Origin of the sequence: Methylobacterium sp. ME121 (assembly GCF_000974725.1) — a bacterium.
Lineage (GTDB): Bacteria > Pseudomonadota > Alphaproteobacteria > Rhizobiales > Beijerinckiaceae > Methylobacterium > Methylobacterium radiotolerans.
This window is the reverse complement of the sequence record NZ_BBUX01000032.1, coordinates 34,197-60,467: the sequence shown is the minus strand read 5'-3', so window position 1 is coordinate 60,467 and position 26,271 is coordinate 34,197. Positions and strand designations below refer to the sequence as shown.

The window sequence follows — 26,271 nt, the reverse complement described above, 5'->3', positions numbered from 1 at the left end:
CGCGTACGTCCTCGAAAGATGTAGTGCGGCTATCTCACGTCCGATCGACGAGGACCTGGACTTGATCGTAAGAGATTTTGGCTGAATTTTGAATTTTTATGCTGGAAAAATTCTCATGGCCGAGTGGCGGAAACGGTGATACGGTTCGATCGGTGCCGAGATGTTCCACACTGCTTTAAGCGATCTGACTTTTTCGTCGGGAGAGTTCCTGACTCTCACGGAAAGCCGAGGCGTGAGCGGTGCCTGGAGCTGGATCTTCGCGGGCGAGGAGCAGGTCTGGTCGCCCGGGTTCTACCGGCTGCTCGGGCTCGTTCCGAACGCCGCGAAGGCGCGCTACGACCTGTTGCTGAGCCTGATCCATCCGGAGGACCGGCACCTGATGCCGGCGCTGGCCGACATCCGGCAGGGGCACGTCCCGCGCGAGGTCATCGTCCGGGTGATCCGGACGAACGGCACGGTGCGCACCCTCTCGCTGACGATGGAGGTGCGCGTCTCGGCGGAAGGGCGGCCCGTCGCCCTCAACGGCACGGCGCTCGACGTGAGCGACCGCGAGCAGCTGGCGCGTCTGCGGCAGGAGGAGCGCCGCCGGCAGAGCGCGCTCTACCTCACCGAGCATATCACGACCTTCTCGATGGGGCTCGACCGGGTCCGGGACATCCCGTTCGCCGTGGCCCAGGTCCACGGGCTCCCGCTGGAGGAGATCTGCGCCGAGCCGTATCTCCTGATCGTTCCGGAGGAGCGCGAGGCCTTCCGGGCGGCGGCCGAGGAGCAGATCGAGCGGCGGGCGTTCTTCCAGGGAGGGGCCCACGAGCGCCTCGCCAACGGCGAGCTCTGGCACTTCCGGATCCTCACGATGCCGGTCTGGGATCCGGACGGGACCTATCTGGGCCGCTGCGGGCTCAAGTACCCCGTCCGCAACCACGCCCCGCCCCTGGTCGGCCTGCACGAGGGGCTGGCGCATTCCGTGACCGGTCACCACCTGCGGGCCGCGCGGGCTCTCCTCGACTGGTCGATGATGGATCTCGCCCAGGCCAGCGGCCTGTCGCATTCGACGGTGCGGCGTCTGGACGAGGACAGCGAGCATCGGGGAAGCCGGTCTCGCCTGCACGCGGTCGAGGCGCTGCGCCGGGCGGGCGTCCGCTTCGTTCCCATGGACGACGGGACCCTGGCGGTCGCCCGGGTCTGAGCGGCCCGCGCGGCCGACGGGCGCTCCGCGGGATCCGCCCTGCCCTGCCGGGCCAAGGACGGTCTCCGCGCTGGCCCGGAGGGACCCCCACTTCCGGCGCGGAGACCGGGACGGGCGGATCGGGCGATCCGCCGTCGGGCATCCCGCGCCCGCGTCGCGTGGCGGCCCGGACGGGGCCGCCGATCCAGGGCGCTGCGGGCCGGCCCGGCTTCCTCAGGCCGCCTTGTGGCCGAGCTGGATCGCCTTCGCGATCTCCGAACGCTTGGCGGCGTAGCCCGGTGCCACCACCGGGTAGTCGGCCGGCAGGCCGTACTTCGCCCGGTACCGCTCCGGCGTGAGGCCGTGCGCGGTGAGGTGGCGCTTCAGGGTCTTGTAGGACCGGCCGTCGATGAAGCTGATCAGGCCGTCCTGCTGGATCGAGGCCTCGATCTGCGCCGCCGTCGGGCCGGTCCAGCCCGGACCGGATCCCGAACCGCCGCCCTGCAGGACCGATATCGCCGTGTGCACTTGGTCGATCAGAACCGGCAGGTCTCCCACGCCCACCGCATTCCGGGACACGTAGGCCGCAACCAGTGATGCCGTGCACTTGATCAGGTCTGTGTTCGGGTCCGAGGTCTTTTCGTTCAAATCGATGGTGTTCATGGATCCTCAAGTACCGAGAGTCGAGGAATGGAAAACGGTGCATCGATAAAGCTGGAGACTTGATCAGCTTTTACCGCCCAAGCATGCACCAAACTGCTTCGATTCTGCCAAAATTGGCGCGTAACTATAGAAACTGAATATTTTGTCTACAGTTTATCTTAGGATGTGCTTTGAACACTTTCTGTTCTTGTGTGGCAACATGAGGTTGCTGCGTGCGCGACCTTTCGCAAACTCTGCGCAGTTTCGGCATCCGGTCCGATAGCCTGTCGGCGATGACTTCGAACGGCCGCACGATGACAGGCTGCAGGGGCGCGAATCAGGGGCGGAGACAGGGACCGATCACCGATGTGGCCCCGTTACGGGTCGATGGGGCCGCGGTCCTGCCGACCCTCGGTCGGGTGGCGCGCGGCGGGATTCCGGGCCCCGTCGCGGTTATCCGCGGGCGCTGGCGCCCGGCGCAGGCCGCGATTAACAAAGTTCTCAGGCAAGGCGTGGATCGTGCGCCCCGCGCGCCTCGCGAAACGCTCGCGTGTCGGGAGCCTCTCTCCGGCCGTGACGGCACGGCGGCATCCGTGCGAGAGGCTCGTCGACGCGCGCTTTCGAGGGCGACCCCTATGTCCGGACCCTGTGCGACCTCAATCCCGCGCGCGCTCTCCGCGCTCGAAGCGCCCGGACCGGGCGCCGCGGACGCGGTCGGCGGCCGGATGCCGCCCCTCTGGATGCTGCTCGTCGGCCGGGCCGCGGTCCGCCGCCACTGGCACCTGATCGTCGCCACCGGCCTGCTGTGGTCGTTGCTCGGCCTCCTGGTGGTGGTCGATTCACTCGACGGCGCGCTCCACGTCCCGGATCGGTGGTTCGGCCTGATCCTCCTGGCCGAGGGCGTGAGCGCCCTCGTCGTCGGCGCGTCCGCGGTCGGCGCCGCGCGCCGCCTGCGCCTCGCCAAGGGCGCGCTGCTGTCGGTCATGGCCGTGCTGATCATGATGGCCACGCGGCACAGCACCTTCCTGCTCGCCATGATCTTCGGCGTCGCCTTCGTGGTCGACGGCCTCGTCCGGATCACGATCGCCGGCCTGCTGAAATTCGCCGGCTGGCGGATGTCGGTCGCCCTGGGCGGCCTCAGCATCGCCTTTGGCCTGTTCCATCTCCAGCCCTGGCCGACCTGGTACGCCGGCACGGTCGGCTACTGCATCGGCATGTTCCTGATCCTGAACGGCGCCAACCTCGCGCTGGTCGGGCTGCGTACCCGGCGCCTGGGCACCGCCGAGCCGGCCGCCGCCGCGACCGGCGCCGGCGCGACCGAGCCCGGCAGCCTGACGGTCTATGTCTGGACGCCCACCGGGCAGGCGACCACCCCGGCCGGCCAGCGGCTGATCCGGCGCTACGTCGCCTCCGTCGACAAGGCCGGGCGGTTCTCCACCGGCCACGCGGCCCTGCAGCAGGGCGACGACCTCTACGTCAGCCACTACCCCGCCGTGGAGATCGACCGCTCCCCCGCCAACCTGCGCTCGAGCCTGCGCGCGGGCCCGGAGAACGACGTGCCCGGGCGCTTCCTGCCCTCGCACGCCGCGGAGGTGGCGGATTGGTGCCCGGCCACGGTGGCGGTGACGCTGAACGGCATCGACGCCGCCCGGCTGCGGGCGTTCTGGGCGCAGTACAGCCGCGACACCACCTACAACTTCATCAGCCGCAACTGCTCGACCACGGTGGCGCGGGCGCTGGACATCGCCGTGGAGGGCGCGTTCAGCCGCGGCGGCCATCCCTGGCGGCAGCTCGCGGCGGCGCTGACCACGCCGGAATTCTGGGCCGCGGCCTTCCTGCGCAACGGGGCGCGGTCCATGACCTGGACCCCGGGTCTCGTCCTCGACTACACGCGGGCGCTGAGCGCCCTCGTGGATCCGGCCTCGCCGGTGCCGTCGATCGCCTGGAAGCGGGTCGGCTGGCGGCTCCTGCGCAACTGGCGGGCGCGGGACCTCGCGTCCCTGAGCCCGATCGCCCGGCGATCCTCCGTGCCGGGGGCCGGTCCGACAGAGGCCTGAGCGCGGCCAGGTCGGGACTCGGGCCGCGGCCCCCGCCGCTCACGGGTCCTTCACGGGTCCTTGCGGGCGGCGGCGGGGCGACCGGCGGCGAGATCGCCCGCGATGGCCTGCATCACCGCCAGCGTGTCGACCTCGTCCTGCTCGGCGCCGTGGTCGCTGAGCTTCACGATCACCGTGCCGGTCGCGCGATTGACGTAGATGTACTGGCCGTAGACGCCGATCGCCGAGATGTCGTCGTCCTCGCCCCCCGGCGCGTGCCACCACTGGGCCGAGTACTGCCAGCCGTCGACGTCGCGCCGGGCCGGCGTCATGATCCGCTCGATCCAGCGGCCCGGGATGATGCGGTGTTCGCCCGACCGGCCCTGGTCGGCCACCAGCAGGCCGAGGCGGGCGAAGTCGCGGGCCGTCGCGTTGATGCAGCAGAACGCCTTCTCGATGCCGCCGGGCCGGTCGAGGTTCCAGGTGGCGTCGGCCTGGGCGCCCATCGGCTTCCAGATCCGCTCCGAGAGGATGTCGGCCAGCGGCTTGCCCTCGACCCGGGCGAGGATCAGGCCGAGCAGCTCGGTGTCGATGCTGCGGTAGCGGCCCTTGGTGCCGGGCTTGAAGGCCAAGTGGGCGTTGTCGCGCACGAAGGCCGTGAGGTCGCGCGTCAGGTACATCCCGGCGGTGCCGGTCAGGGGGTGCCGGGGATCGTAGTTCTCCGGCACCGCGATCCCGCTCGCCATGTCGAGGAGGTTGCGCACGGTGATCTGACCGAACACCGCGCCGTTCCGCAACTCGGGCAGGAGCGTGGAGACCCGGTCGGTCTCGGCGAGCTGGCCCCGCGCCACCGCGGCGCCGACCAGCAGCGAGACGACGGACTTCGCCACCGACCACGAGGGAAACAGCGTCTCCGGTCCGGTGCCCGCGCGCCGCCATTCGTGGATCAGGACGCCGTCCTGCAGCACCAGGAACGCGTTGGTGTGGGTCGCGCCCAGCACCGTCATCAGCGGGACCGTCTTCCCCTTCCAGGGGACGCGGTCGAGGATCGGGCGCGGCCGCACCGGCAGGTCGCTCGCCCGGGCCGGGGCCTGGACGATCCGGCTCGGGAACCACGTGCCCACCGACGACGGCTCGATGACCGCGAGCGCCGCCAGGGTGACGGGGTCGGGGACGTTGATCAGCGCGGCGGCGGTCCAGGCGCAGCCGACGACGGCCGCGCCGCTCGCCGCCGCGATCGCGCTCCAGCGGCGGCCCCGGCGTGTGCGGGCCGGGGAATCCGGGATCGCCATGGACGCGGTCATGCTGGGTCTGTGTCGCTCTGGATCGTCGCGGTCGCGCGGCCGGCCCCGGGGCGGGACGGCGCGCGGTCACCATGATCAGGAGGCATTAACGAAAGCCCCAACCGGCCCTGGCACGGGGCCGGCCCGTCGCCGGCGCGGCGGCGGAGGGCCGGTTCGGAAATGTTCACGGATCTGTGGCCTTGTGTCCGGCGGCCGCCGACGTCCCACGGCCGTTTCGACGCGGATCCGGGCCGGCCCGGCGCCGCCCCGTCCGGTCGGGCGTCCGACGCGAACCTGGTTCTACACGCCGCGACCGCCCGACTCACCCAGCCCGCGCAGCCCGAAAGTCCGCCGTGCCATGAATCCGTACCTGATCCTCGGGCTCGCTATCGGCGCGGAGGTGACCGCCACCCTGGCGCTCAAGGCCGCCGAGGGCCTCACCCGCCCCGGGCCGACGGTGATCGTGGCCCTCGGATACGGCACCGCCCTGTGGCTGATGTCGACCAGCATGGACATGCTCCCGATCGGTGTCGTCTACGCGATCTGGTCTGGGATCGGCATGATCGGCGCGGCGGTCGGCGGCGCGTGGCTGTACGGTGAGGCGATCAACCCGACGATGCTGGTGGGCATCGGGGTGATCGCCGTGGGCGTGACCATCCTGGCCGCCGGCCAGGGCCAGCACTGAGGCTCCGGCTCCGGGCCGGTCCCGAAACGGGACACTCTCGCCACATCCTCGCCGCGAACGTGCCGTCAAGCTTGGCCTTCGTCCGGTCGGAGCGGAACACCGCCCGGCGGGTCAGGCTGGAGGAGCACGGAGCGCGGATGCATGCAGGGTAGCGAGAGGACGAAGGTCGGTCCTGCACTGATCGTTCTGGCGGCGGCCGGGGGCCTGGGGGCCTGCAACACCGCCTCGCCGGTGCTCACGACGGGATCGATCCCCGACCGCAAGCCGCCGATGGTCGTCAGCGACGCCGAGCGCGATTGTCTCGGCCGCGCCATGTACTTCGAGTCGAACCGGAGCGACAGCGACGGGCTGGTCGCCGTCGGCACCGTGGTCATGAACCGGCTCGAGAACGCGATCTTCCCGGGCGGCATCTGCGCGGTGGTCGGGCAGCCGGGACAGTTCGCGCCGGGCGTCCTCACCAAGCCGATGCAGGAGAAGGATCTCCAGAAGGTCGCCGACGCCGCCGACGCCGTCCTGGCCGGCGAGCGGCACCCGAAGGTCGGGAAGGCGATGTTCTTCCACACCGCGGGCCACCACTTCCCCTACACGAACATGCACTACGTGGCCGTCGCCGGCGGCAACGCCTTCTACGAGAAGCGCGACAGGCGGACGGCCAAGCTGGAGAAGCAGGACAAGCCCGCGCAGCAGGACAAGGCGGCCACGCCCACCCTTCCCGCTACCGCCCTGACCTTCGCGGCCGTACCCGCGCCGCCTGCCGCGAGCCCTTGATCGCGGCGGCCCGCGTCGCTCGCCGCGTCGCGGGATCCCGGCGGCGAGCGCCGGTCAGCCGGCCGCGGCATCCTCGGCGCGGCCCGCCCGCAGGGTTCGGGCCTCCTGCCGGGCGGCGGCCAGCACCCGCTGCCGGCTCACCGGTTCCCGCAGCGCAGCCCACAGACGGAGCAGCTCCAGCGTCGGCAGCGCGTCGCATTCCGGGGACGCGTCCCCGGATGCGTCCCCGCACCCGGTGAAGAAGATCTCGACCGGGCGCCCCAGGGCCTCGGCCAGTCTCCCCAGCAGCGCGTCGGCCTGGACGGTCGGGATCATGGAGAATCCTGTTTCTGCGCGGACGGTCGAACCGGATCCTTACCTTTAAGTTGTATGCTCGGCATTCAACCAGGTTACTGCACCGCCATGTCCGACGACGACGGTTTTGACCGCATGGTGGAGGCGACCATCCTGGCCCATCAACTCGTGGCCGCGCACGGCACGGCGACGATGAAGCTCCTGTCCCGGTTGCTGCTCATGGACATCGGTACGGAGATCGCGGCGCGGCGCGACGCCGACCCGGCCGCCAACGACAATCCGGACGTCCGGGAGGATTAGAACCCGCTTCGCCGGCGTTCCGGTCGGACCGGGTCCCGACGGTTGAACCGGCCTGATCCGTAATCCTTCGGGCGGTGCAATGGAGCGGGCGGCAAATCTGTTGATCGGCCCATCGATCCGATCAGGCGGCATTTACAACGATGGATAACGGCCTAGCTTCTGGGTAGAAACTACCCACGAATCACGGATCCATCGCCGATGATCGCCGAACGGGTAGCACTCGCTGGTGCGCTCCTCCTGCTGAGCATCACGCCCTCGGTCTCCCAGCTGCGCCGTCCGATGACGTGTACGGTGGAGGCGTCGACCGGTCTCAATGCCGCCGCACCCGAAGGGGCGACACCGCAGCCCCACAAGGCCCGGACATTCTCGCTGGTCTCCAGCGGCGGCCTGCTGACCGTGATCTCGGCCGGACGTTCCGACTACTACGAGTGCCAGACGGCCTCGCCGCGGCTGAACGAGCGCACCCCGCGCAACGCGATCAAGTGTCAGAACGGCGTCTACTTCCTGCTGATCGATCTCAACAAGATGAACTTCGTCGAGGCGCAACTCAATCCCGAGGACCGCAACGACGTCAAGGTCAGCTACGGGAATTGCCGGACCTTGTAGGGGCGTCGCCGGCGACCTAGTCCATGTGGATCAGGACGTAGGCGGCGGCGGCAACGGCCGTGAGGGTGAGGACGACCAGCAGCGCCGTTTTCCCGGACGGTCCCTCCGGTGGGTCTGAGGCGTCGGTCATGCGGCTCCTCCAGGCCGGTCAGCGGACGGGGACGACCGTCCCCGTCCGCTGACCGGCCGGTGACGGGGCCTGTGCCGAAAGGCCCCGGTCCTCCGGTTGGTTCCCTGGCCCCGCCCCGGTCCGCATTCTGCGCCCGGCCTGGACGATCACCGGCAGAAATGCGCCGCGGCCGGCGTCCACTGGCCGAAACCCGTCGCGACCATGTTCGCCACGACCCGGCAGATGTAGATCTTCTGCGCCGCGTTGTTGTGCGGGCCGGCATGATAGCGCGCCACGGCCATCGTCCAGCTGCCCTCCCGCTGCTTCAGATCCCGGAGGAATTGCGTCGCGTAGTCCACGTTCGCGCGCGGGTCGATCATGGCCTCGACCGAGGCGAACTTGCCGCCGCGATAGTGGTGGTTGATCTGCATGCAGCCGAGATCGATCAGGCGCGCGCCCCGGCGGCGCGCCGCGGTGAAGTGGGCGAGCACGTCCTGGGGCCCCATCGCGAAATAGGCCGGCCCTTCGATGTTCATGGCGTAGGGCTGGAGGGAGCCGCGCTTGCCGGTCTCCGTAAGGCCGACAGCGTAGAGCACGCCAAGGGGCACGCCGTACCCGACCGTCCCGAGATTGGCGACGTTGGCGGCCACCGTGTTCAGGCGCTGCTCGAGCGCCATCTGGGCGGACAGCGTGACGTAGATCCGCTGCGCGGGATTGCGGAGTTCGCAGGCCGTCGACTGGCTCGCCGGGCCGGCGGGGCGCAGGCCTCAGCGATCCCGCGGGGGCGGATCCCGGGGGCGCGCCCGGGATCCGGGAGCAGCCTCAGGCCGCCCGAACGGGGGCGTCCAGGCGCTTCGCCTCTCGGCGGAACCGGTGCAGCACGAACTCGGTGTAGCCGTTCGGCTGGCTAGCGCCCTCGAAGACCAGGGCCTCGGCGGCGCGGAAGGCCGGCCCGTCGAAGCCCGGGGCCATCGGCCGGTAGGCCAGGTCGCCGGCGTTCTGGCGATCGACGATTTCGGCCATCCGCCGCAGGGCGGCGGCGACCTGCGCGCGATCCACGATCCCGTGGCGCAGCCAGTTGGCGATGTGCTGGCTGGAGATCCGCAGGGTGGCGCGGTCCTCCATCAGCCCGACCTCGTGGATGTCCGGCACCTTGGAGCAGCCGACGCCCTGGTCGACCCAGCGGACCACGTAGCCCAGGATTCCCTGGCAGTTGTTGTCGAGCTCCTCCCGCACCGCCTCCGGAGCGAGCGCGCCCTCGGCGAGCGGCAGGGTCAGCATGGCGGCGCGGGTCGCGGGCGCCCGGCCGGCGAGCGCCGCCTGGCGGGCGCGGACATCCACCTGATGGTAGTGGAGCGCGTGGAGCGTCGCGGCCGTCGGCGACGGCACCCAGGCGGTGTTGGCGCCCGCCTCCGGGTGGGCGCCCTTGGCGTCGAGCATCGCCGCCATCCGGTCGGGGGCCGCCCACATGCCCTTGCCGATCTGGGCGTGACCCGGCAGGCCGCAGGCGAGGCCGGCATCGACGTTGCCGTCCTCGTAGGCCTTGATCCAGGCGGTCGCCTTCATGGCGTCCTTGCGGACCACGGGGCCAGCCTCCAGCGAGGTGTGGATCTCGTCGCCGGTCCGGTCGAGGAAGCCCGTGTTGATGAAGAACAGCCGGTCCGCCGCCGCCGCGATCGCCGCCTTGAGGTTCAGCGTCGTGCGCCGCTCCTCGTCCATGACGCCGATCTTGAGCGTCCGCGGCGCGAGTCCGACCAGTGCCTCGACCCGGCCGAACAGCTCGACCGCGAAGGCGACCTCGTCGGGGCCGTGCAGCTTGGGCTTGACCATGTAGACCGAGCCGGTCCGGCTGTTGCGGAGCGGACCGGTGCCCTTCAGGTCGTGCAGGGCGATCAGCGCGGTGACCGCCGCGTCGAGGATCGTCTCGGGAATCTCGGCGCCGTCGAGGGTCACCGCGTCGGTGTACATGTGGTGGCCGACATGCCGGACCAGCATCAGCGACCGGCCCGGCAGGGTCAGGCGCCCGCCGTCGGGGGCCGTGAAGGTCCGGTCCGCGGCGAGCCGCCGCTCGATCGTGCGGCCGCCCTTGGACAGGGTGGCGACGAGGTCGCCGCGCATCAGGCCGAGCCAGCTCCGGTAGACCGCGACCTTGTCGGCCGAGTCCACGGCCGCCACCGAATCCTCCATGTCCATGATGGTCGAGAGGGCGGCCTCCAGCACCACGTCGGCGATGCCGGCCGGGTCGGTGCGTCCGATCGGGCTCGCGCGGTCGATGACGATCTCGATATGCAGGCCGTTGTGGCGCAGCAGGAGCGCGGTCGGCGCCGCGGCGTCGCCGGTAAAGCCCGCGAAGGTGGCCGAGCCGGTCAGGCCGGCGCTGCGGCCGGCGCCGAGGTCGATGGCGAGGCGGCCGTCCGTCACCGAGAAGCCCATGGCATCCGCCCAGGAGCCGACGCTGAGCGGCGCGGTCGCGTCGAGGAACGCCTTGGTCCGGGCCACCACCGCGGCGCCCCGGGCCGGGTTGAACCCGGTGCCGGGCGCGCGGTCGCCGTCCTGCGGGATCGCGTCGGTGCCGTAGAGGGCGTCGTAGAGGCTGCCCCAGCGGGCATTGGCGGCGTTGAGCGCGTAGCGGGCGTTGGAGATCGGCACCACGAGCTGCGGCCCGGCGATCGCGGCGATCTCCGCGTCCACGTTCTCGGTGGTCACCCGCACGGCCGCGGGCTCCGGCTGCAGGTAGCCGATCCGCGTCAGGTAGGCCGCGTAGGCCATCGGGTCGTGCGGCTCGCCGCGATGGTCGCGGTGCCAGGAATCGATGTCCGCCTGGAGGCCGTCCCGCCGGTCGAGCAGCGCCCGGTTGTGCGGTGCGAGATCGCGGACGATCGCGGCGAAGCCCGACCAGAACTGGTCGGCCGAGAGGCCGGTCCCCGGCAGCGCCTCCTCGGACAGGAAGGTGCGGAGATCCTCGGCGACGACGAGATTCGACATGGCGATCCTCTGGGATGCGTGGGCCCGCGCGTCAGAAAAAATCGAACGCGCCGTGAAAATTTTTTGATTTTCCCTCGATAGATCGCTTGGCATCCGCGAGAAAGGCGGCAAAAGGGATTTGATTTTTTCCGCAGCGTTGAGAATGCGCGACCAGAGCGACCTCGAGATCTTTGCCCGGGTGGTCCGCACCGGCAGCCTCACTCAGGCCGGTTCGGAACTCGGCCTGTCGGTCGCGGTGGTCTCGAAGCGGCTGAAGCGGCTCGAGGAACGCCTCGCCGTGCGCCTGCTGCATCGCACCACGCGGCGCGTGGCGCCGACGGATGTCGGGGCGGCCTTCTTCGAGCGGATCGCCCCGATCGTCGACGCCATCGCGGAGGCCGAGAGCCTCGTGTCGCAGACGGCGACGCGGGCCCGGGGGACGCTCCGGGTCACGGCGCCGAGCTCCTTCGGGCGCCTGCACATCGTCCCGCACCTGAGGGCCTTCTTCGCCCTCCATCCCGGCATCGTGCTGAACCTGGAGCTGAGCGACGATTTCGAGTCGATCGTCGAGCGCGGCTACGATCTCGCGATCCGGGTCGGCGCGCTGGAGAGTTCCGGGCTGACGGCGGTGCGCCTCGCGCCGGTGCAGCGGGTCCTCTGCGCGCGGCCGAGCTACCTCGACGCGGCCGGGCGGCCGCAGAGCCTCGAGGACCTGCGCGGCCATGTCTGCCTCGCCACCGAGAACCAGAATCCCTGGCGGCTGGTCGGGCCGGAGGGCCCCTGCACGGTCGGCGCGTCGGGGCCGCTGCGCACCCATTCCAACGAGGTGGTGCGCGAGGCCGTGATCGGCGGCCTCGGGATCGCGTTGCGCTCCACCTGGGACGTGCACGCGGAGCTCCGCGACGGCCTGCTGGAGGTGGTGCTGCCGGCCTACGCGGCGGCGGCCTCGGCGGGCATCTTCGCGGTCTACCCGAGCCGGGCCTTCGTGCCGGCCAAGACGCGGGCCTTCATCGCGTTCCTTAAGCAGGCCTACCGGTCGAGCGGGGCCTGGGCGGAGGGGTGAGGCGCGTGCTGCGGCGTCTCGCTCCTGCAGAGAGGGAGCACCCGATAGGCGTCTCATACCCTCTCCGGTCGATGACTGCGGCACCGCCGTCCTTGCGAGCGGAGCGAAGCAATCCAGCAGCGCCGGCTGGCCGGAATCGCGCTGCCCGGGGTCGCTTCACTGCGCTCGCGATGACGGAGAGCGGCGCATCGACCGATCTGGTCAGCCGGCGACCGTTCCGCCCTCACCCATTCGCGAAGAAATCCGGATCCGTCCGCGCCAGCATCCGCTTGAACGCCGCCCACTCGTTGTCGGGCTCTCCCTGGACCACGACGCGGTCGTAGCCGGCAGCGTACTGCCCGGCGGTCTTGGTGGCGATGGCGGAGGAGGGCCGGATCACCGGCGCGCCCGCCGCCTGGATCGCCAGCTGCGCCCGGCACGAGCGCTCCATGTTGTGCATCAGCCGGAACGCCTCGCCGACCGTGCGGCCGCAGGTCAGCAGGCCGTGATTGCGCAGCACCATCACGGGCTTGTCGCCGAGATCGGCCACCAGCCGCTGCCGCTCGTCGAGGTCGAGGGCGATGCCCTCGTAGGCGTGGTAGGCGACGCGCCCCGTGAACTGCATCGACCACTGGTTCAGGGGCAGGAGCCCCTCCTCCTGGCAGGAGACCGCGACGCCCGCCACCGTGTGGGTGTGCAGCACGCAGATCGCGTCGTGGCGCGCGGCGTGGATGGCGCTGTGGATCGTGAACCCGGCCGGGTTGATGCCGAGCCCCATCGGGTCCTCGAGCACCTTCCCGTCGATGTCGACGGTGACGAGGTTCTCCGGCGTCACCTCCTCGAAGCGCATCCCGTAGGGGTTGATCAGGAACCGGTGCCCGCCGCCCGGCAGCCGCGCCGAGATGTGGGTGTAGATGCTGTCGTCGAGGCCCAGCCGATGGATCAGCCGGTAGGCGGCCGCGAGGTCGACGCGCATCGCGCGGGTCGCGGCGTGATCGGCGGGGTCCGTATCCCGGTCCGCGACGATCGACGGTGTGGCTGCGCTCATGCGACGGCTCCCTGCCGGTCGGCCCTGTCGGCCCTCCGGGATCGCCGCCCGGCGCAGGCGGTCCCGCGATCCCCGGGGGCCCGGGGCGGGTGCTCGGGGCGAGGTCCGGGAATCGCCGGCAGGGTGCACCAGGGCGCGCGACCCGGCAATGCGGCGGGCGCCCGGGCGGCGACGGCCGCGTCCCACCGGGCTGCCGCCCGCGCGGTCGGTCGCGCGAGCCGTTTCCCGGTCCCCTGCTCGGACGGGCGGTCACCGGGCGGAAAGAGCGCGAGCGCCTCCTCCGCCAGGACGCCGCCCGTGATCGCGATCTGGCGGAACGCCGACCAGTCCGCGACCTGCGTGCAGGTGATCGTGATCTGGTCGATCTTCGTGGCGAGCTGCTGCAACGAGGCGGCGAAGACGACGCGCGGGAGCCCGCACCAGACGATCGCGCCCATGCACATCGCGCAGGGGTCGCCGGACGTGTAGAGGGTCGTCCCCCGCAGCGCCTCCGGCCCGTGCTGCGCGAGGAAGCGGCGGATCGCCACCATCTCGCCGTGGGCCGTGGGATCGCGCTGCTGCTTCCCGAGATACAGGCCCCGGGCGCGGATCGCGCCCCCGCGCGACGATGACGGCGCCGAACGGGAAGTCGGCGCGGCGCGCCTCGGCGATGGCCGCCCGCATGAAGGTCTCGGCCGCGGCCCCGAGGAACGCGCGCGCCGGCCCGCGTCGGGCGCGACGGGCGGTGCGTGGCCGCGCCGCGCCCCGTGCCGCGGAGCTGGCTAGTCATGGTCGGTTCCGCCGCGCTGTCTCGAGGGGCTGTCCCGGCGGCCGCGACGCGGCCCGCGGCCGTCCCGGAAGCGCGGCCTAGAAGCGCTGCTCCGTGCGGCCGGGATTGGGGCCGCGGCCGTGATAGGACGCCATGCACAGGTGCCAGATCTGCGAGCCGAGGTCGTAGAGGCTGAGGTTGTTCGGGTTCGGATAGCTGAAGATCTGGGCCCGCGCCTGCTCGCGGCAGGCGGCGTCCTGCGGGCTCTGGATGGGCGGCTCCGGAACGGATTGCGCCGCCGCCCCCGTGGTCAGGGCGATCGCGGTCGCGAAGGCAATCAGCGGGAGGCGCATCGTCACAGGTCTCCGGGTACGGCGCCGCGGCGGCCGGTGTCCGGCCGGCCGCGGATCTGGGAAGCGGTATGTGGCGCGGGCGGCGCGTTCGTCAGCGGCGACGCCAATGACAGTTGCGGTGCCAACGGCAGTTACGATGCCAGCGATCGTTGTAGGTCCGGTAGAGGCGCCGGCCTCCGTAGGAGCGGGCTCCGTAGAACGCCGGGCCCGGGCCGTAGAACCGGCGAACGTCTGGGACGCACCGGCCCCAGGGGGCGGTGGAATCCGGGCCCGCACCAGTCGCCGACCCGGGTCAGCCCGCTCGCGTCGCCGGCCAGCGGCGCTGGTGAGCGGGAACGCCGACGCGGGGACCGCCAGGACCAGGCCGCTCAACACAAGGGCCACGAGCCCCATCATCCGCACGGAATGCACGGCGTGATCCTCCCGCGACCGGCGCGCTGTCCGCGTCCGGAGCGTGCGTCACGCTGCTTGCCAAGCAAGACTGATGTCAACGGATCGCATTCAATCAATGCCCGTATCCACTACGCATTATCGTCTGTGTTCGACGCGGTTTCCGTTCTGTATTAAGTTTTCGTCAATGTATTCGACCTTGCCTGACTTGCCCGGCACGCCGGTGGCGGATCGGGAGAGGGACCGTGAACAGCGCGGATCGTCGGGCCGGCGGGCGGTCTCGGCCCATCGTGACGGCCGGCCTCGCCACCCTCGTCCTCGCGCGCGCCGCCGGTCCCGGCGGCGCGCGGGGCGGCTTCGATGAGGGGGCCGGGCGCCCGGCCGACCTCGCGACCGGTGCGGAGGCGGACGCGCTGCCCGACACGATCGTGGAGATCGGCTCGATCACCAAGGTGTTCACGACCGCGCTGCTCGCCGGGGCCGTCGACGCGGACCGCCTGCGCCCCGGCACGCCGCTGCAACTCGCCGACTTCACCTCCGGGATGCCGACCCTGCCGGGCGACCTGCCGCGTCCCCTGGCGGAGCGCGGCGTCCGGACCTGCCCGCCGGAGGCGTTCCTGGCCTGGGTGTCGCGCTGGAGCCCGGAGGGATCCGAGGCGGGCGGCTGCGCCCTGCCCGCTCCCTACCGGTACTCGAATGCCGGCATCGGCCTGCTCGGCTACGGTCTCTCCGAACGTCCCGGCGCGCCGTGGGAGAGCCTCATGCCCGAACGGATCACCGGCCCGCTCGGGATGACCAGCACGGCGGTCACCGCGAAGCCGACCGACCGCGAGCGTCTCGCGCAGGGCCACGGCACGGAGGGCCAGCCGTCAGGTCCTGGCCGGTCTTCCTGAAGGTCGGCGGGACCTACGGCGTCAACAGCGCGGTCGACGTCGATCCGGGCAAGCATCTCGTCGTCTTCGTGGCCGGCGGCCAGCCGAAGATCGGCGCGGAGCGCCTCGGCGTGGCGCTGTCCCGCCACATCCGGTGAGCGGACCCCGGCTGCGCGGGGCGCTCACCCCGCCAGCGCGGCCTCGATCCCGGCCCCGATCGCCAGGAGCCGGCGATCCTGACCGTGCCGGGCCAGCAGCATCAGGCCCGCCGGCCGGGGCAGGTCCGGCATCGGCAGGGACAGGCCGGTGAGATCGAAGAAGTTGCCGAACGCGGTGTTGCGCAGCATCAGGCGGTTGGCCGCCAGGAAGGCCGCGTCGTCCGCCGCCAGCGGGGCGGTGAGCGGCGCCGTGGTGGCGGTCGCCGGGAGCGCCAGCACGTCGAGCGGGGCGAGGTACCGGTCGAAGGCGGCGATCAGCGCGGCCCGCCGGCGCATCGTCCGGATGTAGCCCGCGGCCGTCGCGCCCCGCCCGGCCACGATGCGGCGATGGACCCGCGGGTCGTAGCGGTCGGCCGCGCTGTCCAGCCAGTCGGCGTGGATCGCCGCGGCCTCGATCGCCGCGAGGGAGCCGTCCGGGAGCGCCGCGTCCATGGCGGCGAGGTGGTCGTCGATCGGGTGATCGGCGATCCGGGCGCCGGCCCGGGACAGGCGCGACAGCACCCGCTCGAAGGCCTCGGCGACCGGCCCTTCCGTCTCGGTGAACAGCAGGCCCCGCGGCACGCCGATGCGCAGGCCGGCGACGGCGAGCGCCTCCAGCGGCGCGGGCTCCTCGCCCGCCATCACGGCGTCGGCGGCCGCGCAATCCGCGACCGTCCGGGCGAGGGGCCCCAGGGAATCGAGGGCGTAGGACAGCGGGAACGCTCCCTCCAGCGGCACGCGGCGGGCGGTCGGCTTGAAGCCGACGACGCCGTTCAGCGAGGCCGGGATCCGGACGGAGCCGCCCGTGTCGGACCCGATCGCGATGTCGCTCGTCCCCTGCCCCACCGAGACCCCGGCGCCGGAGGACGAGCCCCCGGGGATGCACGCCGGATCGGCGGCGTTGCCGGGGGTGCCGTAATGCGGGTTGAGGCCGAGCCCCGAGAAGGCGAACTCGGACATGTTGGTCTTGCCCAGGATCACCGCGCCGGCCCGGCGCAGCCGGGCGACCACCGGGGCGTCGGTCCGCGCCGGGGCGGCGTCGGCGAGCAGGATCGAGCCGGCGCGCGTGGTCTCGCCCGCCACGTCGAACAGGTCCTTGATCGAGACCATCGCGCCGTCGAGGGGGCCGAGGGAGATCCCGTCCCGGCGGCGCGCATCGGCGGCGTCCGCCGCCGCGCGGGCCTGTTCCGCGTACAGGCGGGTGAAGACCGCCGGGTCCCCCTCGGCGATCCGGGCCAGACGCTCCTCGACGGTCTCGCGTACGCTCATGGTCCTCACCGCACGATGTGATCCGGCCCGCCCCTGCAAACGGAGGGCCGGTCCGCGTCAGAACGTGCCGGGATAGGCGCCGCCATCCATCAGCAGGTTCTGCCCGGTGATGAAGCCCGCCTGCTGGCTGCACAGGAACGCGCAGGCGGCGCCGAACTCGTCGGGGTGGCCGAAGCGGCCGGCGGGGTTGTCGCGGGCCCGCGCCTCCAGGAACGCCTCCACGGTGGTGCCGGCCTTGGCGGCCCCCGCCGCCGCGTTGCTGCGGATCCGGTCGGTGTCGAAGGGGCCGGGCAGCAGGTTGTTGATCGTCACGCCGTGCCGCACGGTCTTCCGCGCGAGCCCGGCCACGAAGCCCGTCAGTCCCGAGCGGGCGCCGTTCGACAGGCCGAGATGCTCGATCGGCGCCTTCACGGCGCCGGAGGTGATGTTGACGATCCGGCCGAACCCGCGGCCGATCATCCCGTCGACCGTCGCCTTGATGAGCGCGATCGGCGCCAGCATGTTGGCGTCGAGCGCCCGGATCCAGGCGTCGCGGTCCCACTCGCGGAAATCGCCGGGGGGCGGGCCGCCGGCATTGTTGACCAGGATGTCGGGCTCGGGGCAGGCGGCGAGCGCGGCGGCCCGGCCGGCCTCGGTGGCGATGTCGCCCGCGACGGTGGTCACGGTGGCACCTGTCGCGGCGCGGATCTCGTCCGCGGTCCGCTCCAGCGTCTCCGCGGTGCGGGCCGTGATCGTCACCGCGACGCCCTCCCGGGCGAGCGCCAGGGCGCAGCCCTTGCCGAGCCCCTTGCTCGCCGCGCAGACGAGCGCCCGGCGCCCGCTCAAGCCGAGATCCATGGGAAGCCTCCGTGAGCCGGCCCTCGCCGCGAGGGCGCCCGGCGCGTCATAGCGCGCCGGGGGCCGTCCCCGGAAGCGGCCCGGGACAGGGCGCGGGGCGTCCCGGGGTGACGTCAGTGGGGAGCCGTCCGGCGGAGGATGCCTTACGGCCGGAACCGGGATCCGTGCCGCTGGCGCCGCCACCGGGCGCGGACGCCCGGCCGGCTTCTGGCGCTCACCACGTGCGCAGGTCGCGGGCGTCGGGCACGTCCGGACGCTCCTCCCGCTCCGGAGCGACGAACCCCGCCCACAGCAGCGCCACCGCCCCGGTGAGGAGCGGAAGGGACGTGCTGAGGACGAGGCTGAGGGTCACGGCGATCCTGCCAAGCGGACGGCGTCGAGACGACGAGATCAGAATTCTATGACCTGAGAATTGTTTTCGCCGGCTTAAGGCGAGTGCTCGCAATTGCGGGAGCTCGGGGAAATCTGCGCGGCGCCCCTCGCGCCGGCGCGGCCACCGTGCGCCCTGCCGGCTGCGTCGCGCGCTCGGCGGGGGCCGACGCACGGCGGGTCAGCGCGGTGATAGGCCGGATACCCGCGTTCCTGGATCAAGGGGAGCGGGCCGCGATCCGGGCCGGACGTTTGCCCGACCGGGGCCGGCGCGCCCCGGCTCAGGGCCGATCCGCCGCTCCGGACAGGGCGCCGAACTCGTTGACCATGCACTCGTGCATCCGGCGCAGCCACGCCCGTGCCTCCGCCCGCTGGGCCTCCGCCCGTTCGGCCCGCTCGTCCGACGCGCGGGCCTGCGCCTCGGCCTGCTCGGCCCGGGCGAGCGCCGCCGCGAGGAGCGCCTCGGCGTGGCGGGCCCGCTCCTCCGCGGCGCGGCGCGCCGTCTCGGCCGCGCGCACGGAACTCTGGGCCTCCCGGACGGAATCGCGGGCGCTCGCCTGCAGGGCGCGCAACCGCGCCGCGGCGCCGCGCACGGCGGTCAGGGACGTCGACCAGTCATCCTCGGCCGCGGAAAACGCCGGCGCGGCCGAGGCGGCGCCGGAGAACAGCGCCACGACCCGGTCGACCGGGTCGGCGCGGCCGTCGCGCGGCGAGGCCGGGTCGGACAGGGGATGGGGCTCCGTCGGCCCGTCCCACGCGCGGGCGGCGCTCATGCCGCGGCCTGCTCGGTGAGGTCCGAGAACTCGGACAGGATCGCCTGCTGGACGCGGTCCAGCCATTCCTCGGCCTGCCGGGCCCGATCCTCGGCGGTGCGGGCGCGGGCCTCGGCCGCCTTGGCGCGCTCCTCGGCGGCGGCGACCTGCGCCTCGGCGCGCAGCTGGACCTCGCGCGCCTGCATCTCGGCCATCCGGGCGCGCTCGTTGGAGGCGTGGATCTCCTCCCGGACCTGATCCAGCACCTGCTCGATCCGCGCCTCCCGCTCGCGCGCCTGGGCCTCGATCACGCGCGCCTGGCGCGCGGCGGTCTGCACCCGGTTGATGAGCGCGTCCCAGTCCCGCGGCGCGGCCGGCGGTGTCGGGGACTCGGTCCGCGCTTGCAACGACGCGACGGCGCGCAGGACGTTGCCGAGGTCGGGCTCGGGCGCGGCACCGGCGCCGCGCTTGACCTTGTCCGCGGACCGAAACCGAGGATCGCTCAGAAGCCTCTGCAGCTCGCTCACGGATCCCCTGCTCCCTGTGGACGCAATTCTGATCCGACTAAACTGTTTAGAATGGTTAACGAAGGATTAAACGGCGAGCGATAAGGTGTCGGACTATTAACGCCGCGGATCGCTCGCGCGCGGTGGCCACGGGCGGCGGCCCCTCGGCAGGCGCCGGATCGCCGGCACCTGCCGGCGGCGGGTTCGCCGGCGCGCTCGCAGGACGTGTTGTTTGATACAGAATTCGCGCCTCGAATGACCGCGTATTCAGTCCGTCGTTACGGGTTGAAATGTTTGTAGTTCGGGAGATCGCGATGGCCGGGTACCGCTCGGACGAGGCTTGGAGGCCGGCCTTCAAGACCGGACAGATTTTCTTCGGGGCCCCTCAGGAATGCTGTGACTGCCTCATCTGGGAGCTCCGGACATCCGGCGCGCGGATCGAGGTCCGGCCGGAGGCGGTGCCGCCGCGCACCGTCCGGCTCGTCTCGATCGCCCTGATGCTGAACCAGGCCTGCGAGGTCGTCGCGCGCACGGGCCGGACGATCGAGCTGAGGTTCTCCGCGCCTCCGGAGCCCGCCGGCGCGACGGCCGCGGGGACGGGCGCCGGTCCCGCACGCGATGCGCCCGACGCGACGCGGCCCGTGCTCGGCCGCACGCGATTCCCGCCGGAGCGGTCATAAGTCTTCCTCATCACCGCGAAACCACCGCGAAACCGCCGCGGAGCACCCGAGGAGGTGCGCCATGACCGCCCCGCAAGTCATCGCAACGATCTTCTTCCTGGTCTCGGCCGGTTCGGCGACGGCGCTGGCCGTCATGGCGGCGGCCTCGGCCGTGCTGGACGCGGTGGCGGAGGCCTGCGACCGCCCGCGGCCGGACGCGGGACGGGACCGGGCGCGCCGCGTCTCGGAGGCCGTCTGCCGGCTGCGCCGCGCGGCCCTCGCCCGCGCCGCGACACCGTAGGACTCCGGTCTCGCCGGCGGCGCGGCGTAGCCGCGGGACAGTGCGGCCGAGGCCGCTTCGGCGGGGTGCCGCCCCGGTGCGCCGTCGCTGTTGAGACCGCGTGCCCGTGCGCGGGGCCGGAGGCAGCCGGGAGCGCATCGCCCTGACCGTCGTCGAGATCCATCGCTCGCCCGGGAGGGCGGCCGGGCTGTGCGCGGCGCGCGTCCTCCGCACGCTGCTCCGGCGCGGCCCGGTGGTGTCGGTCGGACCGGGCGGGATCTTCGACCGGCGGCTCTCCACCGACTGGATCCCCTGGACGGCGGCGCGCGGCATCGCGACGGTGCAGATCCGGCGTCGGCGCATGATCGCCTTCGAGGTCGATCCGCGGATCGCCGCGTCCCTGCCCTGGGCGAAGCGCGCGCGGCGCGTGGCGCGGTTGAACCGGGTTCGTCGGCGACCACCGATACCGGATCGCGTCCGTCGACCTGCGCGGCGGCTTCCCGTCCCTGTCCGACGCGGTCGCGCGCGGCTGGTCCGGGTCTCACGGGTCCCCGTGCGGCTCCTCACCCCGGACGAGGGGGCGTCATCGCGCCGATGACGCGCACGGGCGAGCCTGATCGTCTCGCCGCGCGGGGCGGGCCGCCGAGCGACTGTGGGATGGGCGGGCAAGCGCGCTGCCAAAGGCCGCGTCAGGTTCGGCAGACCCCTTCGGGGTCGGTGATCCCGCGAGGGATCCGTTCGAGGCGCATGCTCTGGAGAAAGCCGGACACTTCACGGCGTCGAGTGGTGGAGACGACAGGGATCGAACCTGTGACCTTTCCCATGTCAAGGGAATGCACTACCGCTGTGCTACGTCTCCTCATCGATCACGATCAGGTTCACCGAACCTGGACGCCATCGAGATAGTCCATATTGGTCAGTAGCTTATGAGGAGTGTCGACCACCCTGTCAAGGTAGTGCCCTCCCGCTGAGCTACGCGCCCGGCCCGGCGCCGTTCGGGCTCCGGTGGGCGGGGCCTATAGCGGCTGCCCGGCGAGGGCGCAAGCGGAACCTGCATGCCGAGGCCGATCGATCGCGTCCCCCGCCGGTCCGTCCCGGGCACGCGCCGACCCGATCGCATCGCGCCGCGGTCGGATAGCGCATTCGGCATCAGTGGCTTAGAGACGGTCACATCGAGCCGGCGGGGTCGACCCGCCGGGATCCGTCCCCGGTCCGAACGCGCCATGGTGCACGCCGACGGAAAAATGCGCTATGGCCCTGCCGCTCGGCATCCGGCCGCGCCGCGACACATGGCGGACACTTGGCGCCGGCATGCCGCCGCCTCACGCTTCAGGACATGCGCTACTTCATCGACCACGATCAGGGCGATTCGATCCGCGGCTGGATCGTGCCGGACAATCCCCTCGCCATCAGCCGGGTCGTGGTCGCGGTCGACGGACGACGCGTGGCCGAGGTCCCGGCCAGCGTCATCGACGAGGCCTTCAAGCGCAACGGCTGGCACGCCACCGGGCAATGCACCTTCGTGGTCAGCGAGGCCGAGGTGCCGGGCCTGTCCGAGATCCCGCGGCTCGAACTCTACGATGCCGACACCAACGTGCTGGTCTACCGGCGCATGCCGGCCGAGGGGCAGATCCGGCAGCGGGTGATGCTGGTCAACACCGGCATCGAGCCTGAGATCGTGCTCCAGACGGCGCTCTTCCCGTATTTCCAGCACTGCTATTTCGGCATCCACAAGCTGCCGGACGAGATCCTGAGCTGCGTGCTGGCCGGCCCGGCCGCGCCGTCGGCCTTCCTGTCGGGCGCCGTGACCATCCCGCGCTACGAGAACTTCATGACGCCGGACCTGATGGTCACGGCCATCCTGCTCCAGGAACCGCAGATCGAGATGGCGGCCCGGATGCGCTGGCTGAAGGCCCGGGCCGCGGATGCCGCCGATCCCGGGCGCAGCTGGCGCCTGGGGCCGCTGGCCGAGGCCGCCGCCTTCGCGGACGACTACGACTTCTCCGACGTGAAGAGCCTCAAGCGCTTCTTCCGCATGCTGCCCGAGCCCGCCTACCGGCTGCTCTACAACCCGCTGACCCGCCAGCTCGGGACCCGCATGCCGGACGACCGGCTGCATCCGGGCAACTCGATCGCGGCGATCGAGATTCTCGCCCGGGTCGGGATCGTCGGCCACAAGACCCGGTTCTCCGCCTTCGCGTCGACGCTGTTCGACCGCCTCGGGATCGGAACGCCGATCCCGACCCTGCCGCCGGTGCCGGCCGAGACGCTGGCGCTGGCCGAGCGCCTGAAGAGCGTCAAGGCGGTCGAGGACATGATCGTGTTCGACGTGGCCATGTCGGATGCCGTGAAGGCCTCGGTCGACAAGAGCTGGAGTTGATGGTGCGTTCGACCGGGCCGGCGGTGCCCGAACTCCGCCTCCCGACGGCGCAGGTCGCGGGGCTCTGGGGCAAGCGGCGCGCCCTCCCGGCGCGGGCGGGCGCCGACGGGCTGCGCGTCGCGCTGCCGGATCTCGCGGGCCGCTGGGTCGAGATCATCCTGTCCAACGACCCGGCCGAGGCCCGCGACACCCTCCCCGACATCAGCTTCGTCGGTCCCGACGGGCGGCCGGGCACGCTGCTGCCCCAGGAGGCCCGGGGCGGCGGTGCCTTCGCGTGGATCGGCTGCCTGCCCGAGGACGTCGTCGAGCTGCGCGTGGCCGATCCGGCGGGGCGGGTGCCGGTCCGGCTGCGCCGGATCGCCGTGCGCCGCCTCGCCCGGCCGGTCCTGGCCGCCCGCGGGCTCCTGCGCGATCCCGGCCTGACCGTGCAGGCCTTCACCTGGCGGATCCTCGGCAAGAAGGTGCGCGCGCGGGGCTTCCTCGGCCGGGCGCTGCGCCACCGGCGCGTGAGCGGCTACGAGGCCTGGCTCGGCACCCACACCCTGCGCCGCGCGGAGCGGGACGGGATCGCCGCCGAGATCGCCGCCTGGACCGATCCGCCGCTGATCTCCGTGCTGATGCCGGTCCACGATCCGGATCCGAAGGTGCTGCGGGCGGCCCTGGCGTCGCTGCGCGCGCAGCTCTACCCCCACTGGGAACTGTGCGCCGTCGACGACGCCTCCACGCGCCCCGAGATCCCGCGGATCCTGAGCCGGGCGGCCGAGGCCGACCCGCGCATCCGCGTCCTGGCCCGGACCGAGAACGGCCACATCGCCCGGGCGACCAACGACGCGCTGGGCATGGCCCGGGGCGCGGTCTGCGCCTTCATGGACCACGACGACGCGCTCACCGAGGACGCCCTCTACGAGGTCGCCCGGGCGCTCCGCCGCGACCCGGGCCTCGTGCTGATCTACAGCGACGAGGACAAGATCGACGGGCGCGGCCGGCGGTTCGACCCGCACTTCAAGTCCTGCTTCGACCGCGAGCTGCTCTACGCCCAGAACTACATCAACCACCTCACGGTCGTGCGCACCGAGGCGCTGCGCGCCGTCGGCGGCCTGCGCCCCGGCTTCGAGGGCAGCCAGGACCACGACCTGCTGCTGCGGCTGACCGACGGGCTCGACCCCGCCCGCATCCGCCACATCCCGCGGGTGCTCTATCACTGGCGCGCCGCGCAGGGCTCCGGCACCTTCTCGGACCGGGCACTCGCTCGGGCGGAGGCCGCGCGCCTGCGCGCCCTCGAGGAGGTCGTGGCACCCTGGGGCGGCCGGGCGGAGCGCGGTCCCGGCGGCTTCAACCGCCTGGTCCGGCCGCTGCCGGCGCGGCCGCCGCGGGTCTCCGCGGTCATCCCGACCCGGGACCGGGCCGAGATCCTGTCGGTGACCCTCGACGGGCTGCTCGGCGCGACCGACTACCCCGACATCGAGGTGGTGATCGTCGACAACGACAGCCGCGAGCCCGCGACCGCCGCCCTGTTCGCCCGCTACCGGGACGATCCGCGGGTGCGCGTCGTGCCGGTGCCGGGGGCGTTCAATTTCTCGGATCTGTCGAACCGCGGCGCCGCCGCGGCCACCGGCGCGGTGCTCCTGTTCCTCAACAACGACATCGAGGTGCTCGAGCCCGGCTGGCTCGCCGAGCTGGTCCGCCACGCGGTGCGGCCGGAGATCGGGGCCGTCGGGGCCAAGCTCCTCTATCCGGACCGCACGATCCAGCACGGCGGCATCGTCCTCGGGATCGGGGGCGTGGCCGGCCACAGCCATCTCGGCGTCGCCGACGCGGATCCGGGCTATTTCTGCCGCATGGTCATCGCCCACGAGGTCTCGGCGGTCACCGGCGCGTGCCTGGCCATGCGGGCGGACGTGTTCGCGGAGGTCGGGGGCTTCGACGCTCAGGCCCTGAAGGTCGCCTTCAACGACGTGGATCTCTGCCTGAAGATCCGCCGGGCCGGCTACCGGATCGTCTGGACGCCCTTCGCGAAATTGATTCATCACGAGTCGAAGAGCCGCGGGGCCGAGGACACGCCGGAGAAGCAGAAGCGCTTCGAGGGCGAGGTGCTGACCATGCTCGACCGCTGGGGCCCGGAGCTGCGCGCCGACCCCTATTACAACATCAACCTGTCACGGAATTCGGCGCATTACCGCGTGTGAGCGGTCCGCGCCCCTGACGCCGCCGGTGGCTGCGGCCACGCGGTGCTATGCGTGCGTCAGTGGGTGAACTTGCGTCCGGAGCCGGTTGCGGTACCTCTGGACATGCCGCAAGAGGCAGTTCCGGCCAAGGCGCCCCCACGGGCGCGCGGCGAGGGCGACAATCAGAGATGAGTGCGAACACCCCTACGGTCACGGGCCTGGAGCGCGACGCCCAGCAGGCGATGGGAGACCACAAGGTCCATCCCAACGAGATCGCCATCGGCGTGGTGATCGGACGCGCGTCCGAATACTTCGACTTCTTCGTGTTCGGCATCGCCTGCGTGCTGGTCTTCCCGAAGGTGTTCTTCCCCTTCGTCGACCCGCTGAAGGGCACCCTCTACGCCTTCTCGATCTTCGCCCTCGCCTTCATCGCCCGCCCGGTCGGCACCGTGATCTTCATGGCGATCGACCGGCGCCACGGGCGCAGCGTCAAGCTGACCACCGCCCTGTTCCTGCTCGGCGGGTCGACGGCGGCGGTGAGCTTCCTGCCGCGCTACGACAGCATCGGCATCTCGGCGGTCTACATCCTGGCCGGCCTGCGGATCCTGCAGGGCCTCGCCCTCGGGGGCGCCTGGGACGGTCTCGCCTCCCTGCTCGCCATGAACGCGCCGCGCGAGCGCCGCGGCTGGTACGCGATGATCCCGCAGCTCGGCGCGCCGCTGGGCTTCATGGTGGCGAGCGCCCTGTTCGCGTTCTTCCTCGTCAACCTCGACGAGGCCGACTTCATCGACTGGGGCTGGCGCTTCCCGTTCTACTGCGCCTTCACCATCAACGTGGTCGCGCTGTTCGCCCGGCTGCGCCTCGTCGCCACCGACGAGTTCGCCCGGATGATGGACCTCGACCGGCTGCGCCCGGTCCCGGCCCTGGAGCTGTTCCGTCACCACGCCGGCGACGTGGTCCGCGGCGCCTTCGTGCCGCTCGCCGCCTTCGCGCTGTTCCACCTCGTGACGATCTTCCCGATCGCGTGGCTCGCGCTGAACAGCACCACCCGCTCGCCGGGCGAGTTCCTGATCGTGCAGTTCTCCGGCGCCATCGTCTGCGCCGGCGCGGTGGCCGCCTCGGGGCTGATCGCCGACCAGATCGGCCGCCGCAACTGCCTGATCATGAGCTCTTCGCTGATCGCCTTCTTCGCCGTCGGCAGCATCATCGCGCCGCTCCTGTTCGGCGAGAGCGCCATCGGCCAGACCATCTACGTCACGATCGGCTTCATGCTGCTCGGCCTCGCCTACGGCCAGACCGCGGGTGCGGTGAGCGCCCGCCTCGGCAACCACTACCGCTACACCGGCGCCGCGCTCACCTCCGACTTCGCGTGGCTGCTTGGGGCCGGTTTCGCCCCCCTGGTGGCCCTGTTCCTGTCGCAGCGCTACGGCCTGGCGATGATCGGCGTCTACCTCCTCTCCGGCGCCGTCTGCAGCCTCGTGGCCCTGTTCACCGACCGGTCGGAACTGCGCCAGATGTGAGTCGGCGGCGCGGGCCGCCCGGCCCGCCCGTG

At 72.0% G+C, this 26,271-nt stretch carries 26 protein-coding genes and 1 tRNA gene; 13 read left to right on the top strand and 14 right to left on the bottom strand.

Going from position 1 to position 26,271, the window contains the following annotated elements; translation table 11 throughout:
• Nucleotides 1-232 precede the first annotated feature (232 nt).
• A complete protein-coding gene (locus tag ME121_RS19365) occupies nucleotides 233-1,186 on the top strand; it encodes a PAS domain-containing protein (RefSeq protein WP_234741791.1) in 954 nt (317 codons plus the stop codon).
• Nucleotides 1,187-1,399: 213 nt separating this feature from the next.
• On the opposite strand, the gene ME121_RS19360 is transcribed toward ME121_RS19365, so the two are convergent.
• Nucleotides 1,400-1,828 (bottom strand): Ros/MucR family transcriptional regulator, encoded by a 429-nt coding sequence (locus tag ME121_RS19360; RefSeq protein ID WP_059409462.1) that lies wholly within the window; start codon nucleotides 1,826-1,828, stop codon nucleotides 1,400-1,402.
• A gap of 614 nt (nucleotides 1,829-2,442) precedes the next feature.
• Here ME121_RS19360 and ME121_RS19355 point away from each other — a divergent pair.
• A complete protein-coding gene (locus ME121_RS19355) occupies nucleotides 2,443-3,864 on the top strand; it encodes a DUF4105 domain-containing protein (RefSeq protein WP_024830416.1) in 1,422 nt (473 codons plus the stop codon).
• A 50-nt stretch (nucleotides 3,865-3,914) separates the two neighbouring features.
• Here the strand turns inward: ME121_RS19355 and ME121_RS19350 are convergent, their stop codons facing one another.
• A complete protein-coding gene (locus ME121_RS19350) occupies nucleotides 3,915-5,147 on the bottom strand; it encodes a serine hydrolase domain-containing protein (RefSeq protein WP_053622466.1) in 1,233 nt (410 codons plus the stop codon).
• Nucleotides 5,148-5,484: 337 nt separating this feature from the next.
• On the opposite strand from ME121_RS19350, the gene ME121_RS19345 reads away from it, so the two are divergent.
• Both ME121_RS19345 and ME121_RS19340 read left to right on the top strand, forming a co-directional pair.
• Nucleotides 5,485-5,811, top strand: a complete 327-nt coding sequence (locus ME121_RS19345) for a DMT family transporter (RefSeq protein ID WP_012318653.1) — start codon at nucleotides 5,485-5,487, stop codon at nucleotides 5,809-5,811.
• A 141-nt stretch (nucleotides 5,812-5,952) separates the two neighbouring features.
• Complete coding sequence (locus ME121_RS19340; RefSeq protein WP_053622465.1) at nucleotides 5,953-6,579, top strand: cell wall hydrolase; 627 nt, start codon at nucleotides 5,953-5,955, stop codon at nucleotides 6,577-6,579.
• A 54-nt stretch (nucleotides 6,580-6,633) separates the two neighbouring features.
• Here the strand turns inward: ME121_RS19340 and ME121_RS19335 are convergent, their stop codons facing one another.
• A complete protein-coding gene (locus ME121_RS19335; RefSeq protein WP_053622464.1) occupies nucleotides 6,634-6,894 on the bottom strand; it encodes a hypothetical protein in 261 nt (86 codons plus the stop codon).
• A gap of 87 nt (nucleotides 6,895-6,981) precedes the next feature.
• On the opposite strand from ME121_RS19335, the gene ME121_RS19330 reads away from it, so the two are divergent.
• Together ME121_RS19330 and ME121_RS19325 are read left to right on the top strand one after the other, a co-directional pair.
• Nucleotides 6,982-7,173 (top strand): hypothetical protein, encoded by a 192-nt coding sequence (locus ME121_RS19330; RefSeq protein ID WP_012318656.1) that lies wholly within the window; start codon nucleotides 6,982-6,984, stop codon nucleotides 7,171-7,173.
• A gap of 198 nt (nucleotides 7,174-7,371) precedes the next feature.
• Nucleotides 7,372-7,779 carry a hypothetical protein gene (locus ME121_RS19325; RefSeq protein WP_053622463.1) on the top strand — a complete coding sequence of 136 codons (408 nt, stop codon included), beginning with the start codon at nucleotides 7,372-7,374 and terminating at the stop codon, nucleotides 7,777-7,779.
• Nucleotides 7,780-8,055: 276 nt separating this feature from the next.
• Here ME121_RS19325 and ME121_RS19320 read toward each other — a convergent pair whose 3' ends face one another.
• Complete coding sequence (locus ME121_RS19320; RefSeq protein ID WP_280951364.1) at nucleotides 8,056-8,589, bottom strand: flagellar basal body protein; 534 nt, start codon at nucleotides 8,587-8,589, stop codon at nucleotides 8,056-8,058.
• 121 nt (nucleotides 8,590-8,710) lie between these two features.
• Complete coding sequence (locus ME121_RS19315) at nucleotides 8,711-10,873, bottom strand: malate synthase G (RefSeq protein ID WP_053622462.1); 2,163 nt, start codon at nucleotides 10,871-10,873, stop codon at nucleotides 8,711-8,713.
• A gap of 142 nt (nucleotides 10,874-11,015) precedes the next feature.
• Here ME121_RS19315 and ME121_RS19310 point away from each other — a divergent pair, with 142 nt between their 5' ends.
• Entirely contained in the window at nucleotides 11,016-11,915 is a 900-nt protein-coding gene (locus tag ME121_RS19310) for a LysR family transcriptional regulator (protein ID WP_012318701.1), read from the top strand.
• 223 nt (nucleotides 11,916-12,138) lie between these two features.
• On the opposite strand, the gene ME121_RS19305 is transcribed toward ME121_RS19310, so the two are convergent.
• The 3 genes from ME121_RS19305 to ME121_RS19295 form a co-directional block, all read right to left on the bottom strand.
• Nucleotides 12,139-12,942 (bottom strand): class II aldolase/adducin family protein, encoded by an 804-nt coding sequence (locus ME121_RS19305; protein WP_083461135.1) that lies wholly within the window; start codon nucleotides 12,940-12,942, stop codon nucleotides 12,139-12,141.
• Nucleotides 12,939-13,472 carry a deaminase gene (locus ME121_RS33830; protein WP_234741792.1) on the bottom strand — a complete coding sequence of 178 codons (534 nt, stop codon included), beginning with the start codon at nucleotides 13,470-13,472 and terminating at the stop codon, nucleotides 12,939-12,941. The genes ME121_RS19305 and ME121_RS33830 overlap by 4 nt, the downstream gene beginning before the upstream one ends.
• A gap of 316 nt (nucleotides 13,473-13,788) precedes the next feature.
• Nucleotides 13,789-14,043, bottom strand: a complete 255-nt coding sequence (locus ME121_RS19295; RefSeq protein ID WP_020093249.1) for a hypothetical protein — start codon at nucleotides 14,041-14,043, stop codon at nucleotides 13,789-13,791.
• Nucleotides 14,044-14,678: 635 nt separating this feature from the next.
• On the opposite strand from ME121_RS19295, the gene ME121_RS19290 reads away from it, so the two are divergent.
• Nucleotides 14,679-15,326, top strand: coding sequence for a serine hydrolase domain-containing protein (locus ME121_RS19290; RefSeq protein WP_179239961.1), 648 nt, complete (start codon nucleotides 14,679-14,681; stop codon nucleotides 15,324-15,326).
• 161 nt (nucleotides 15,327-15,487) lie between these two features.
• Here the strand turns inward: ME121_RS19290 and ME121_RS19285 are convergent, their stop codons facing one another.
• The 5 genes from ME121_RS19285 to ME121_RS19270 form a co-directional block, all read right to left on the bottom strand.
• Nucleotides 15,488-16,771: an amidase gene (locus tag ME121_RS19285; protein ID WP_053622460.1), complete on the bottom strand. Its 1,284-nt coding sequence runs from the start codon at nucleotides 16,769-16,771 to the stop codon at nucleotides 15,488-15,490.
• Nucleotides 16,772-16,828: 57 nt separating this feature from the next.
• Nucleotides 16,829-17,608: an SDR family oxidoreductase gene (locus ME121_RS19280; protein WP_053622459.1), complete on the bottom strand. Its 780-nt coding sequence runs from the start codon at nucleotides 17,606-17,608 to the stop codon at nucleotides 16,829-16,831.
• 214 nt (nucleotides 17,609-17,822) lie between these two features.
• The gene (locus ME121_RS33825; protein ID WP_012318706.1) at nucleotides 17,823-17,960 is read right to left on the bottom strand and encodes a hypothetical protein; all 138 of its coding nucleotides are present in this window, start codon (nucleotides 17,958-17,960) and stop codon (nucleotides 17,823-17,825) included.
• 298 nt (nucleotides 17,961-18,258) lie between these two features.
• Nucleotides 18,259-18,750, bottom strand: coding sequence for a hypothetical protein (locus ME121_RS19275; protein ID WP_029359354.1), 492 nt, complete (start codon nucleotides 18,748-18,750; stop codon nucleotides 18,259-18,261).
• Entirely contained in the window at nucleotides 18,747-19,256 is a 510-nt protein-coding gene (locus ME121_RS19270; protein ID WP_024830395.1) for a hypothetical protein, read from the bottom strand. The genes ME121_RS19275 and ME121_RS19270 overlap by 4 nt, the downstream gene beginning before the upstream one ends.
• A 293-nt stretch (nucleotides 19,257-19,549) precedes the next feature.
• On the opposite strand from ME121_RS19270, the gene ME121_RS19265 reads away from it, so the two are divergent.
• Complete coding sequence (locus ME121_RS19265; protein WP_053622458.1) at nucleotides 19,550-19,915, top strand: hypothetical protein; 366 nt, start codon at nucleotides 19,550-19,552, stop codon at nucleotides 19,913-19,915.
• 61 nt (nucleotides 19,916-19,976) lie between these two features.
• Nucleotides 19,977-20,195, top strand: a complete 219-nt coding sequence (locus ME121_RS19260; protein WP_012318710.1) for a hypothetical protein — start codon at nucleotides 19,977-19,979, stop codon at nucleotides 20,193-20,195.
• A 763-nt stretch (nucleotides 20,196-20,958) separates the two neighbouring features.
• Here the strand turns inward: ME121_RS19260 and ME121_RS19250 are convergent.
• Nucleotides 20,959-21,033: transfer RNA gene (locus ME121_RS19250), tRNA-Val, on the bottom strand.
• Between the two features lie 477 nt (nucleotides 21,034-21,510).
• Between ME121_RS19250 and ME121_RS19245 the strand changes: the two genes are divergently transcribed.
• The 3 genes from ME121_RS19245 (at nucleotide 21,511) to ME121_RS19235 (ending at nucleotide 26,239) form a co-directional block, all read left to right on the top strand.
• On the top strand, nucleotides 21,511-22,554 hold the full coding sequence (locus ME121_RS19245) for a hypothetical protein (protein WP_012318711.1): 1,044 nt from the start codon (nucleotides 21,511-21,513) through the stop codon (nucleotides 22,552-22,554).
• On the top strand, nucleotides 22,554-24,740 hold the full coding sequence (locus ME121_RS19240; protein WP_053622457.1) for a glycosyltransferase family 2 protein: 2,187 nt from the start codon (nucleotides 22,554-22,556) through the stop codon (nucleotides 24,738-24,740). Before ME121_RS19245 ends, ME121_RS19240 begins: the two co-directional genes overlap by 1 nt.
• Before the next feature lie 167 nt (nucleotides 24,741-24,907).
• On the top strand, nucleotides 24,908-26,239 hold the full coding sequence (locus tag ME121_RS19235; RefSeq protein WP_012318713.1) for an MFS transporter: 1,332 nt from the start codon (nucleotides 24,908-24,910) through the stop codon (nucleotides 26,237-26,239).
• Nucleotides 26,240-26,271 lie beyond the last annotated feature (32 nt).